This window comes from Streptomyces sp. NPDC000229 (assembly GCF_040300825.1).
In the GTDB taxonomy this organism is placed as follows: domain Bacteria; phylum Actinomycetota; class Actinomycetes; order Streptomycetales; family Streptomycetaceae; genus Streptomyces.
Window position 1 is genome coordinate 1 of record NZ_JBEPEL010000075.1, and the last position, 12,322, is coordinate 12,322.

The 12,322-nt window shown below is 72.7% G+C and carries 9 protein-coding genes and 1 pseudogene; 2 read left to right on the forward strand and 8 right to left on the reverse strand.

Annotated features, from left to right (window positions below):
* Nucleotides 1-104: 104 nt before the first annotated feature.
* From ABT360_RS27900 to ABT360_RS27920, 5 genes and pseudogenes are all read right to left on the reverse strand, one after another.
* Entirely contained in the window at nt 105-2,096 is a 1,992-nt protein-coding gene (locus ABT360_RS27900) for a DUF5107 domain-containing protein (RefSeq protein ID WP_351822186.1), read from the reverse strand.
* Nucleotides 2,097-2,131: 35 nt separating this feature from the next.
* Nucleotides 2,132-2,728 (reverse strand): annotated as a pseudogene (locus tag ABT360_RS27905) (arginase family protein); the annotation flags it as partial.
* 66 nt (nt 2,729-2,794) lie between these two features.
* A complete protein-coding gene (locus ABT360_RS27910; protein WP_351822189.1) occupies nt 2,795-3,361 on the reverse strand; it encodes a GNAT family N-acetyltransferase in 567 nt (188 codons plus the stop codon).
* A gap of 21 nt (nt 3,362-3,382) precedes the next feature.
* The gene (locus ABT360_RS27915) at nt 3,383-3,739 is read right to left on the reverse strand and encodes a hypothetical protein (protein WP_351822192.1); all 357 of its coding nucleotides are present in this window, start codon (nt 3,737-3,739) and stop codon (nt 3,383-3,385) included.
* 98 nt (nt 3,740-3,837) lie between these two features.
* Entirely contained in the window at nt 3,838-5,298 is a 1,461-nt protein-coding gene (locus ABT360_RS27920) for an MFS transporter (RefSeq protein ID WP_351822195.1), read from the reverse strand.
* Between the two features lie 231 nt (nt 5,299-5,529).
* Here ABT360_RS27920 and ABT360_RS27925 point away from each other — a divergent pair, with 231 nt between their 5' ends.
* Together ABT360_RS27925 and ABT360_RS27930 are read left to right on the forward strand one after the other, a co-directional pair.
* Nucleotides 5,530-6,291, forward strand: a complete 762-nt coding sequence (locus tag ABT360_RS27925; protein WP_351822198.1) for a GntR family transcriptional regulator — start codon at nt 5,530-5,532, stop codon at nt 6,289-6,291.
* A gap of 55 nt (nt 6,292-6,346) precedes the next feature.
* Complete coding sequence (locus ABT360_RS27930) at nt 6,347-7,465, forward strand: adenosine deaminase (RefSeq protein ID WP_351822201.1); 1,119 nt, start codon at nt 6,347-6,349, stop codon at nt 7,463-7,465.
* Nucleotides 7,466-7,468: 3 nt separating this feature from the next.
* Here ABT360_RS27930 and ABT360_RS27935 read toward each other — a convergent pair whose 3' ends face one another.
* From ABT360_RS27935 to ABT360_RS27945, 3 genes are all read right to left on the reverse strand, one after another.
* On the reverse strand, nt 7,469-9,259 hold the full coding sequence (locus ABT360_RS27935; protein ID WP_444852334.1) for a CocE/NonD family hydrolase: 1,791 nt from the start codon (nt 9,257-9,259) through the stop codon (nt 7,469-7,471).
* A gap of 145 nt (nt 9,260-9,404) precedes the next feature.
* Nucleotides 9,405-10,337, reverse strand: a complete 933-nt coding sequence (locus tag ABT360_RS27940; protein ID WP_351822204.1) for a S66 peptidase family protein — start codon at nt 10,335-10,337, stop codon at nt 9,405-9,407.
* Entirely contained in the window at nt 10,334-12,316 is a 1,983-nt protein-coding gene (locus tag ABT360_RS27945) for a prolyl oligopeptidase family serine peptidase (RefSeq protein ID WP_351822207.1), read from the reverse strand. Before ABT360_RS27945 ends, ABT360_RS27940 begins: the two co-directional genes overlap by 4 nt.
* Nucleotides 12,317-12,322 lie beyond the last annotated feature (6 nt).

Here is a 12,322-nt window from a genome sequence, read left to right on the forward strand (position 1 = left end):
GGCCCATGACGCAGACACCCACAGCCCAGACCCAGCAGGCACGAGCCCACTTCACCGTCCCTGCCAAGCACCCCATGGTGACACGGTCACCCGCCCGCCGCCCTTCAGGCCCCGTCCGCCCGCGGGCGCATACGGAAGTCGTAGCGGTACGGCAGCGGTTCGTCCGTCAGGGCCGCCCACATCTCGCCCAGGGTCTCCGCGCCCTCCCGGAGGTCCGGCACCTCGAAACCCGCGTCGAACACGGCCCTCGCTCCGGCCCGGTCGCCCTCGGCGATCAGCAGCCGGGCTTCGAGCAGCCGGAACGCGCCCCGCTCCCGTACCGCGGCCGGCAGCCGTGCCCACACCTGGCGGGCGGTGTCCGGCCGGCCGGCGACCAGCAGCGCGTCCAGTGCCTCTCGGGCGAGTGCCGCCAGCGCGGGCGTGTCGTCCGTGCCGGTGGCGCACAGGTCGTCGAACGCCTCCGCGTACCGATCGGCGGCCCGCTCGGGGTGGCCGCCCTCGCGGTCGGCGACGGCCAGGCAGCGCAGCATCGGCCACCTGACCCGGCTGCCGCCCAGGCCGCGTTCCCAGCTTCGGACGGCCTGGGCGCGGTCGCCCGCGTGCCACTGGGCAACCCCCAGGTGATACTCGGTGTACGGTTCCGCCGGCGCCGTCTCCAGCATGTCCCGCCAGTGCCGCGCGACGAGCGAGGGGCCCGGCGGCGCGCCCGGGGGCGGGGCGGGCAGCTTCCCCGTACGCATCAACTCCCGCCACGGCTCCTGCTGTTCACCGAGGGTCGCTTCCGGGAAGGGCGTACCGGGCAGCTCGTACCGGCCGCGCAGCACTTCGAGCGCGCCCCATCCCGAGCCGGTGGCGAGCCACGCGCCGGGGTCGGTGTCGGCGCGCGAGCGCCACGACCGGTACGCGGCGTCGACGTCCGCCCTCGGCAGCCGCTCCTCCAGCCGCAGTGCGACCTCCGCACGCGCCGCGGCCCAGTCCGTGCCGTGCACGGCGCGCGGGTCGGCGCCCAGCGGCCCGTACGCCTCCAGCCAGCTCAGCTCCCCGCCCGGGTCGAGTTTCAGGTGCTCCAGCTGGGTGCGGGCGAGCCCGGCCTGGATCTCGGCGTAACCGGGTGCACCCCGCTCCCCCGCCGTGCCCGCCGCGCGCGGCCCGGTGAGCCACTCCTGCCAGCGCCGGCCGCCCCGGCCGTGGCCCCATACGAACAGCTTGCGGCCCCGCAGCAGGTCCGTGGAGGTGTGGACGAACCCGTCGCCGTCCGCGTCGAGCGCCGCGATCCACTTGCGTGAGCCGTCCGGCACCTCGTAGAACCAGTCGCCCGAGTGGGCGCTGTTCCGCGGGTACGTGCGGTCCTCACCGTCCTGGTACGGGACCGGGACGCGGCGGAGGGTGTGTGCGGGGCCGTGGTGCCAGGCCTCGTCGGCCGGGGCCAGGATCCGCCGGTCCTCGGGCACGGCGATGTTGGTCCACCAGTAGACGGGGGCGGGCCGCTCGTGCGGGTTGCGGATCCGTACGCCCGCGTAGAGGAAGTCGGAGCCGTCCGGCAGCCACAGGTCGACCTGGAAGGGCAGGTCGCGCAGCCGCTCCCACTCCCACAGCCGGATCATGTCGCCGCCGTCGGGCGCCGGGACGACGGCGGCGTGCAGCGGGGCGCAGGTGAGGGCGGTGTGGCCGGTGGCGCCGATGTTCCACTCGATGCCGCCGGAGAACCAGGCGCCGTTGAGGGCGAAGGCGGCGGGCTGGAACACCGGGTTGCGGTGGAGCAGTTCACGGCCGGTCGGCTTGTGGTGCAGCGAGTGGACGCGGCCTCCGAGGCCGGGCAGCACGGTGACCCGGAGCCGCTCGTTCTCGATCACGATCGCGTCGAAGTCGGTCTCGGTGCGTTCACGCCCGTACCCGTCGAGGATCCGGGTGGGGAGCGGGGTGCGCAGCGGCTCGTAGCCGGTCTGGCGGGCCATCTCGGGTGGCATGGCCCGCCGGGTGGCGTCGTCGACGGTGCGGGGGCGGTCGAGCGGGCTGAGGGCGGGGAGCGGGTTCTCCGGGCCCAACGGGGCGGCCGGGAGGGTCAGTACGGCTCGTCGCACGGTCATGACGACCATGGAACACGGTGGACGCCCTACCCGGCCAGGGTGTGTCAGTCGCCGGTCATGGCATCGACCACGAGGTCGGTGAGCAGCGCGCCCGCCGTGCCGTCGGGGTCGAGGTCGGGATCGTAGATCGTCACGTTGAGCCCGACGCACTGCTCGGATCGCACCAGTGTCCGCAGCAGCGGGGCGAGTTCGTCGGGGAGCAGCCCGTCGGGGTCGGGGCTGTCGACGGTGGGCATGACGGAGGGGTCGAGCGCGTCGGCGTCCAGATGCACCCAGAAGCCGTCGAGGGCGGGGATCTCCAGGGTCTGGACGACCGCGCCCGCGAGGTCGGCGGCCCCCCACTCGCGGATCTCGCCGACCGTGACGGTGGGGATCTTCAGCTCGGCGAGTTCCGTGCGGTCCTCCTCGTCGTGGTCCCGGATGCCGAACAGCCGGACGTCCTCGTCGCGCAGATAGGGCTTGAGGCCGTCGATGTCGGTGAGGTCGTCCTGCCCGCGTCCGGTGGCGATCGCCAGTTCCTCACCGGCGGCCGCGCCGATCCGGTCGGAATTGCCGGGGTGCCGGAAGTCGGCGGAAGCGTCGATGGCGGCGAGCCCGTACCGGCCGAGCCGCTTCAGCGCGAGCGAGGCGCCGAGCTGGATGCAGGCCCAGGTTGGACGGGGCGTCGATGACCACGATGTTCCGCATGCGGTTCGTCTTCCGTGCCGTCAGGCGGGGCGGGCAATCAGCTCGTCGGACGTGATCGCCCAGCGCCCGTGGTCGCGCCAGGCGCCGTCGACGAAGATGAAGGCCGGGGAGAATCCCTCCAGCCGGAACCCGGCGCGGCGGACGAGCGCGACCGAGGAGTGGTTCCGCGGCTGGATGTTGGCCTCCAGCCGGTGCAGGCCGAGCGGGCCGAAGGCGTGGCGGAGGACCAGGCCGAGCCCTTCGCTCATCAGGCCGCGGCCGGCCGCGTGGGCGAAGGCGCCGTAGCCGAGGGTGCCGTTGAGGAAGCCGCCGCGGACGATGTTGTTGATGTTGATGTACCCGGCGATCGCGCCGCCCGCCTCCCGCTCGCAGACCAGGAGGGCTTCGGTGTCCGGGGTATCGATGCGGGCACGCGCGTAGGCGGCGTACGCCTGGGCGGTCTCCGGCGGGAAGAGCCACGGCCGGTGCAGGTCCCTGCTCTCGCGGGCCCGGGCGGTGAACTCGTCGGCGTCCTCGTAGGTGAGGTGGCGGATGCCGACGTGCGGGCCTTCGGCCAGGTACGGAGGTCGGGCGCCGTTCGCGGACATCCGGTCAGGATAGCGAGGGCGTCAGCGGGCGTCGTCCGGGCGGGCCGCCCGGCTCTTCCGCGGGCATTTCTCGCCCTTCTTCATCACGTCGACGGCGAGCGTGCGGCCGCCGAGGTCCGTGCCGGGGGCGGGGTGCTGGGAGCAGACCTTCCAGTTCGACGGCCACAGCACCGTACGGTCGTAGCCGCTGGCGTCGCGCACCTCGACCTTCGTGCGGTGGTCCATCGTGGTGAAGACGGTCATGAGCCCCTTGCCGATGAAGTCCGGCACCGGCGGGCCTGCGACGGCCGCCGCGATCGCCGTCCCGCCCGTCGCCGTCCCGACCGTCGCCGTCAGGGCCAGTGCCATCCCCGCCGTCACCGTGGCCGCACGCTTCACCGTTGCCTCCTTCAGGTGGAAGAACGCCTGCCGCCCCCGGCCACCAGGGTGTGCAGATCCTGGCGGCACGGGGGCGGTGGGGCGGGCCGTACGGGTGATCAGTGGTGGGTGACGACCAGCTGCGGCTCGTCGGTGTCCGCGGTGTCGGCCGGGTCGGGGCGCTGGATGAGCAGTGCGGTGACGACGCCGATGCCGAGCAGGGCGAGCGCGGCGTACATCGCGTGCTGGTAGCCGGCCTCGGTGACGCCCTGGGCGTCGCTGCCCGCGCTGATCATGGCGGAGGCGAGGGCGATGCCGAGCGAGGCACCGATACCGAAGCAGGCACCGTTGAGGCCGGAGAGCGAACCGGGCTTGTCCTTGGGAGCGGTGGTGACGGCGAGGCCGTTGAGGCCGGTGAGCATGAATCCGCCGTACGTGACACCCAGCGCGGCGAGCGCGGTGACCAGGATCCACTCGCTGTGCAGGAACAGCGTGGCGAAGACGAAGATCGCGAAGTTGGCGACGGCGCCGACGACCACGACGGTGCGCCAGCCGACCTTCGGGCCGAGGCGGCCGGTCAGGGGTGCGGAGATCACGCCGATCAGCTGGATCGGGGTGAGGAAGAGGATCGCGGCGGTGACGGCGGTCAGGCCGAGGCCGACGCGGGTGTCCTGGGAGAACAGCGGGATGGTCAGGGCGATCGCCCCGAAGGCGCCGCCGAGGGTGCAGACCGTGGTCAGCAGCAGCGGCCAGGCGCGCCGGGAGGCGAGGACGTCGAGGTCGATGACCGGGTTGGGGGCGCTCTTCTGCGAGACGACGAAGAAGACGAGGGAGGCGAGGCCGCCGAGCAGGAAGCCGAGGGTGAGCGCGGAGGTCCAGCCCCATGCGCCGCCCTGGGCCAGGCCGACGAGGATGCCGGTGAGGCCGAGGGCGAGGGCGGAGATGCCCCGGGCGTCGAAGCGGGCGTCGGCGCCGGTGGTGGGCGGGACGTCGGGAACGTACCGGCGTACGCCGATCAGGCCGGCGACCGCGATCAGGGTGGAGCAGACGAAGATCCCGCGGAAGCCGATGGTGTCGGCGATCTGGCCGCCCGCGATGGCGTCGACACCGGCGAGGCCGCCGTTGACGGCGGTGATGATGCCGGCTGCCTTGCCGAAGCCGGCCGGGGTGAGCAGCTGGTTCAGGGTGAGGAAGGCGAGGGTGAACATCGCGGCGGAGATGCCCTGGAGGACGCGGCCGACGATGAAGATCTCGATGTTGGGCGCGAAGACGCAGAGCAGGTTGCCGAAGATCAGGACGATCGCGCAGACGATCATCATCGGCTTGCGGCCGCGCTGGTCGCTGAGGCGGGCCAGCGTGACCTGGCCGATGGCGGCCATCAGGAAGAAGAGGGTCTGCGACAGACCGGCGGCGGCCGTGGTGGTACCGAGGCGCTCGATGACATCGGGCAGTGCGGGGCTGAGCATGGTCGCGTTGATCTGGTAGCCGAGCACGGCCAGGACCATCGCCAGCAGCATGGGGCCGCGGCCCGCGAGGTCGGATTCGGCTCCGGAACGTGTCCGGCCGAGCGAGATGGACATGTCGGCCCCTTTGCCTTGGATGTCATGTCGAGATCGGTGAAACGGCACGCCGCTTGCCCTTGTCAGACAAGTGCTGCTGAGTCAGATTGAGATCTACGCGCGTAAACGTCAAGACCCTCCAGCCAACTTTTCGAGTTTTCGCAGATCAGTGCCGCTGAATCGATACCGGACACCATTGCCGAGGCCACCCGCGGGGGCATAGCTTGCAGACAAGTGAGCCGAGGAGGGGCAATGGTGGTCAGCCGCACGGAGCAGCGGAGACCGGTGGTGGTGCTGTACGAGCGGATCGTGGACGCCATCCACGCCGGCACCTACCCGCCCGGTTCGACCCTCCCCTCCGAACCCAGGCTCGCCGCCGAGCTGGGCGTGAGCCGTCCGGCCCTGCGCGAGGCCCTGCTGCTGCTCCAGGAGGACGGCCTGCTGTCGGTACGCCGCGGGGTCGGCCGGACCGTCGCCGACCGCCCGCCCCGGCGCGGCTTCGAGCACATCCAGCCCCTGGAGGAGCTGATCGGCGCGGGCGCCCCGGTCCGCGTGCGCGCCCTGCTGCGGGCGGTCGAGGAACCGACCGACTTCACCGCCCAGCACCTGCTCGCAGCCGCCCGCGCCCGGCTGCGGTTCTGGGAGTCGCTGCTGGCCGCGGACGGTACGGCGGCGGCGCTCAGCCAGGAGTGGGCGGCCGCCGAGGACGTCCTGGAAACCGCGCACCCGGCCTTCGCCCGGGCACTGGAGACCGTCGCGGGCGGCCCGGACGCCGCCCGTACGTCGATGCTCGCGGTACTCGCCTCGTCCTCGCGCGGAGTGCCGCTGAGCGCGCACAGCAGCGTGACGGCGACGCTGGTCGGGCAGCGGCGCGGCGAACAGCTGGGCCGGCCCGCCGACACCCCCGCCGTACTGATCACCCAGGTCGTACGCGCCGGGGACACCCCGGTCCTCGCGGCCAAGCACATGCTGCCCACGGGCGCGGCGGCGCTCCCGGTCCTCCAGTCGAACTGAGCCTGTCAGGTGGGTCACGGCGCCGGGGTCCCGGTGTGCCGTACACTCCCGCCCCATGCACTTGTCTGACAACCTCCCCGCCGACGCTCCCGCCACCACCGGGGCCCCCGCCGCCGACTGGATCCGCCGTGCTCCCAAGGCGGTCCTCCACGACCACCTGGACGGCGGCCTGCGCCCCGCCACGATCATCGAGCTGGCCCGCGACTGCGGCTACACCGGTCTGCCGACCGAGGACCCGGCCGCGCTCGGCGAGAGGTTCCGCGACGCCGCCGACTCCGGCTCGCTGGAGCGCTACCTGGAGACGTTCGCCCACACCTGTGCGGTGATGCAGACCCGCGAGGCGCTGTTCCGCGTCGCGGCCGAGTGCGCCGAGGACCTGGCGGCGGACGGTGTCGTCTACGCCGAGGTGCGGTACGCCCCCGAGCAGCACCTGGCGGCCGGCCTGACCCTGGACGAGGTCGTGGAGGCCGTGAACGACGGCTTCCGGGAGGGCGAGCGCCGCACCGGCGGGCGGATCACCGTCGGCACGCTGCTGACCGGTATGCGTCACACGGACCGTTCGCTGGAGATAGCCGAGCTGACCGTCGCCCACCGCGAGCGGGGCGTGGCCGGGTTCGACATCGCGGGCGGCGAGATCGGCAATCCGCCGGCCCGCCACCTGCCGGCCTTCCAGCACCTCAAGCGGCACAACTGCCACTTCACCATCCACGCGGGCGAGGCCGTCGGCGCGGAGTCCATCCACGAGGCCGTCCAGGTCTGCGGCGCCGAGCGGATCGGCCACGGCGTGCGGATCACCGACGACATCCAGGTGCACGAGGACGGCACGGCCACGCTCGGCCACCTGGCCGCGTACGTCCGTGACAACGGCATCGCGCTGGAGGTCTGCCCGACCTCCAACCTCCAGACGGGCGCCGCCAAGGACTACGCGACGCACCCGATCGACCAGCTGCGCCGCCTCGGCTTCCGCATCACGCTGAACACGGACAACCGTCTGGTCTCCGGCACCACCATGAGCCAGGAGTTCCAGCACATGGTGGACGCCTTCGGCTACGGCCCCGAGGTCTTCGAGGAGTTCACGGTCGCCGCCGTCGAGGCCGCGTTCCTGCCGCTGCCCGAGCGCCGCCGGATCATCGACGAGGTGATCCGCCCGGGTTACGCCGCCCTGTCCCGGTAGCCCTCATCCCGCCTTCCCGCCGACGACGGGAAGGCGGAGGACACCGGTGTCCTTCGGGTCACTGGTGACGGTCACCGGCTTGATGCCGCGGTTGCCGAAGTACGCGGAGTCGCTCGCGGCGATCACGAACCGGAGCCGGTGACCGGTCTCGAACCGGTGCACGATGCCGGGCAGGTCCACGGTGAAGGCCCGTGTCACGTCGGGCACCCGCACGGGCGCAACCAGCCGGTTGACCAGGGTCTGCGTGCCGTCGGGGGCGACGTCGTACACCTTGGCGAAGAGCACCAGCTTGTCGGCGGCGTCCCCGGAGTGCTGCACCCGCTCGGTCGTCGGGGAGATGACACGGAGGGTGGCCCTGGGGGCGCCGACGACGTCGACGGGATCCTTCAGGGGCTCGCTGGTCCAGCCGAGGTAGGTGCCCTTGGTGTCGTACGGCTCGGGGTCGGGAAGCCCGATCAGGCCGGCGAGCGAGAACTCGGAATGGCTGGTGGGCACCAGGCGGTTGCGGTACTCCCGGGCGCCCCGCGCCACCTTGGCGCGGTTGTCGACGAGCTTGCCGTCGCCGGACAGGTACAGCGTCCGCGACAGCAGCGGCACGGTGGCCGCGGTGCCGTAACCGGTCTGCCAGTCGCGGTAGTACGCGAAGTCCGGCCCCGTGTCCGTGCCCGCCTTGCCGTGCAGGTAGCGGTCGAACCAGGCGAGGATGCGCCGCCCGGCATAGCTGGTCTCCAGGTTGCCCTCGCCGAGGTTGAGCTCGCCGCTGGCGGGGTCGGTGAGCCCGCCGCTGTGGCCCCACGACTGCCAGATCATCTTGGTCTCGGTGCCCCGCGCCTTGAGCTGCTCGTAACTCGCCTGTGCCTCATTGAGGGTGAACAGGCTGTCCGCCTGTCCCTGGATGAGGAGCGTCGGTGCCTTGACCTTGTCGAGGTACGAGACCGGCGACACGCTGCGCGCGAAGTCGAGCATGGCTTGCGTCCTGCCGGCCGGGTAGCGGCCGGAGTTGAGCAGCCGGACGGTGTCGCAGGCGCGGGTGACGAAGTGCAGACAGCCCAGCTTGTTGATCCGCGAGGGGTCGAGGTTCGGCACGAGGAGCGGCTGCCCCTCCCCCATCAGGTAGAACCCGTTGGACCACTGCCACTTGAACGCCCCGGGGACGGTCCGCGAGGCGTTGTTGGGGTCCAGCGAGTACGCCAGGTCGTGCCAGGTGATCACCGGGACGAGGGCGTCGACGCGGTGGTCGACGGCGGCCGTGGCCATCTGCACGGCACCGCCGTACGAGCCGCCGATCATGCCCACCCGGGGGTCGCCGTGTCCGTCGGTGGTGACGAAGTCGGCCTTGGTGCCGTCGTCGGCGGCGCGTGTGCCGCCGAGGAAGTCGATGAGCCGGGACGCCGCCGTGCCGTCGATGCGCGGATCGTCGAGCGAGATCAGGCATCCGGATGCGCCGAACCCGAGCCCCGAGTAGACGAGGGCGACATAGCCGCGCTCGGCGAACGCCTTGCCGATGGCGTCGGTGGACCCGTCGGACTTGCTCCCTCCGAACCCGTTGGTGGCCAGTACGGCGGGCGCCCGGTTGCCGGCATCCACCCCGGCGGGCCGGTACAGATCGGCGTCCACGGCACAGCTCCGCCCACCCGCCTCGACGGTGAACGTCAGTGCCGTGACGGTGAACCGCCCCGGCACCGGGGCGGCCGCGGCGGCGGCCGGCGGTACGGTCACCGCGAGCGGTGCGACGAGCGCGGCACCGGCCGCGAGAACCAGGGACCGACGAAGCCGGGGCAGGGCGCGCGACAACACGAGGGCCTCCACGGGTGAGGACACATACCGACCGGTAAGTACCGGGCCGCGCCCATCGTGTGACACGTGTCAGATCCACGTCAACGGCCCTGGACAAGGTTTCTTGACGGATGTTCAACAAGGAGGACCGGCCGCCGCCCTGTCAGCGCAGTGCGGGCTCGTCCAGTGTCAGGGTGCCCGCGTCGGCGTCCAGGGTGGCCAGGACGCCGAGGGGCACGGTCAGGTTGGTGGGGCTGTGGCCGAAGCCCAGGTGTTCGACGACCGGTACACCGAGGGGACCCAGCCGGTCCAGGAGGGTGGCGCGGACCTCGGCGTAGGGGCCGCACTCCTCCCACGAACCGAGGGCGATACCGGCGACTCCGTCGAGCCGCCCCGCGCGCAGGAGTTGGGTGAGGATACGGTCCAGTCGGTACGGCTCCTCGCCGACGTCCTCCAGCAGGAGCAGGCCGCCGCGCACGGAAGAGCGGGCGTTCGGGGTGGCCAGGTCGGCGGCGAGCAGGGCCAGGCAGCCGCCCAGGGTGACGCCCCGGGCCCGCCCGGGAACCATGGCCCGGGCGCTTCCGGCGCCCAGGACCCGTACCGTCTCGGGCTCGAAGAGCGTGGCCCGAAGCGACTCCCGGGTGGGGTCGTCCTTGAGGAACGTGACGGCCCCGGTCATCGGCCCGTGCAGCGTGGCCAGCCCCAGCCGTACGGCGAACGCCTCGTGCAGCGCCGTCACATCGCTGTAGCCGATGAACACCTTGGGCCCGGCAGCCCTCATCGCCGTCCAGTCGAGCAGGTCGACCATGCGCTGCACGCCGTACCCGCCGCGGGCGCACATGACCGCGGAGACGGACGGGTCGCACCACGCATCCGTCAGGTCCTGGGCGCGGTCCTCGTCCGACCCCGCGAGGTAGGGGAGTTCCGGGTGCACGTCCAGGACGTGCGGCATCACCAGGGGGTCGAGCCCCCAGCCGCGCAGGACGTCCAACCCGGCCCGGAGGCGGTCCTCGGGGACGGGGCCGCTGGGCGACACGACCGCGACCCGGTCACCGGGCCGCAGGCGCGAGGGCCTCGTCAGGGGCGTGAGTGTCACTTCCTCAGCTCCAGCGGCGGGACGTCGAGCCGGCTGATGCCGAAGACCTGGACGTACAGGGAGAGTTCCGCCTCCAGGGCTCTCACCACGGTGTCGGCCCGCCGGAAGCCGTGCCCCTCCCCTTCGAAGGCGATGTACGCGTGCGGGATGCCGCGCCCCGCCATCGCCGCCAGGAACCGCTCGCTCTGTGCGGGCGGGCAGATCACGTCGTCGAGCCCCTGCAGCAGCAGGAACGGCGAGGTGATCCGCTCGACCTGGGAGAGCGGCGCGCGCTCCCGGTAGCGGCCGGGAACGTCCTCGGGCGGCCCGATCAGCGACTCCAGGTAGCGGGACTCGAAGTCGTGCGTCTCCTCCGCCCACCCGGTCAGGTCGAGCACCGGGTAGAGCAGCGTGCCGCAGGCGTACACGTCGGTGGCGGCCAGCGACGCCGCGGCGGTCCAGCCGCCCGCGCTGTCCCCCCGGATCGCGAGCCGGGCCGGGTCGGCGGTGCCCTCGGCGGCGAGCGCCTCCGCGACGGCGGCGCAGTCCTCGACGTCGACCACCCCCCACTGCTCCCGCAGCCGGTCGCGGTAGGACCGGCCGTACCCGGTCGATCCGCCGTAGTTCACCTCGGCGACACCGATCCCGCGCGAGGTGAAGTACGCGATCCCCAGGTCCAGGACGAGCGGGACGTGTCCGGTGGGGCCGCCGTGTGCCCAGACCACATAGGGCGGCAGTTCGTCGCCGGGTGCGATCCGGTCGGGGTTGTGCGGCGGGTAGATGTGGGCGTGGATCTCCCGGTTGTCCGGCCCGGTGAAGGTGCGGATCTGCGGCTCCGGGTAGTACGCCGGGTCCACGGAGTCGTCGTGGGCGGAGCCGATGACCCGTGTGCGCCCGGTGCTGGTGTCCAGTTCCACGACCTCGTAGCCACTGCGGGGGCTGGCCGCCACACCGATGACGCGCGACCCGTGCCCGGCGAGCGTGGAGGCCCATTCGGTCCAGGGCCCCGGGGCGTCGACCACCTGGCCGGTCTCGGGGTCGAGTATGCCGAGGCTGGTGGCTCCCCTGCCGTGGATGACGGCGATCGTCCCGTCGTCCAGCGGCTGGAACCACTTCAGCCCGATCTTCCACAGCGGCCCGCCGAACTCCTCCGTCCGTCCCGTGCACAGCCCGACCGGTGGCGCGCCCGGCCTCATCCGGTGAAGCTCCCACCACCCGCCGGCGTCGGAGACGAACAGCAGCGATCCGTCCAGGGCCCAGTCGACCTGGCAGACCGACTCCTCCGGGCCCCCGGCGGCCGTCCGGACGGCGGTGAACGGTCCGCCGTCCGTGACATCACCGGTCAGCACGAACGTGCCGTCCCACGGCATCCGCGGATGGTCCCAGGCGAGCCATACGGCCTGCCGGCCGTCCGGCGAGAGCCGCGGCCCGGTGACGAACCGGTACCGGTCGTCGGTCAGTTCCCGCACGGCGCCCCGGTCGTCGGCCGCCGACCCGTCCAGCGGCACGGCGGCGACGACCCGGCGTACGTCTCCGGGTCCCGGGCCGGTGAACTCCTCCAGGACGCACCACACTTCGCCCCGGTCCAGGTGGACGACCGGATCCACCCAGCGCAGTCCGCCGCCGACGCCGGACACCGGGGTGAGCGGCGCCGGGTCGCCGTCGCCGTCCGGCTCGTACACGTACAGCCGCTGGTCGGGGAAGTGGCTGAAGACGACGACCGGCCCGGCGGCCTCCTCCCGCACCGCCCCGGCCCAGGGCTGCCCGCCGTACTCGACGACCCTGCTGCGGACGTCCCACGGGGCGGGCAGCACGGGCTCCTCGGTGCCGTCCGGCCGCCGGCGCACCAGGGCGCGTCTGCCGCCCTCGGCGGGCCGCGGCTCGGTCCACCACACCTCGTCGCCGACCACGCCGACGAAGTCGGGCCGCCCGTCGTGCGCGGCGGCGATGCGCGCGTCGATCGGTGACGGCCAGGTTCCGTAAGCCCCCGTGGGTACCATGTCCGG

What these genes read in the sequence shown, in the direction of transcription:
- ABT360_RS27900 (WP_351822186.1), bottom strand. Translation starts at nt 2,096, where the DNA reads ATGGTCGTCATGACCGTGCGACGAGCCGTACTGACCCTCCCGGCCGCC.
- ABT360_RS27945 (WP_351822207.1), bottom strand. Translation starts at nt 12,316, where the DNA reads ATGGTACCCACGGGGGCTTACGGAACCTGGCCGTCACCGATCGACGCG.
- ABT360_RS27910 (WP_351822189.1), bottom strand. Translation starts at nt 3,361, where the DNA reads ATGTCCGCGAACGGCGCCCGACCTCCGTACCTGGCCGAAGGCCCGCAC.
- ABT360_RS27930 (WP_351822201.1), top strand. Translation starts at nt 6,347, where the DNA reads ATGCACTTGTCTGACAACCTCCCCGCCGACGCTCCCGCCACCACCGGG.
- ABT360_RS27920 (WP_351822195.1), bottom strand. Translation starts at nt 5,298, where the DNA reads ATGTCCATCTCGCTCGGCCGGACACGTTCCGGAGCCGAATCCGACCTC.
- ABT360_RS27925 (WP_351822198.1), top strand. Translation starts at nt 5,530, where the DNA reads ATGGTGGTCAGCCGCACGGAGCAGCGGAGACCGGTGGTGGTGCTGTAC.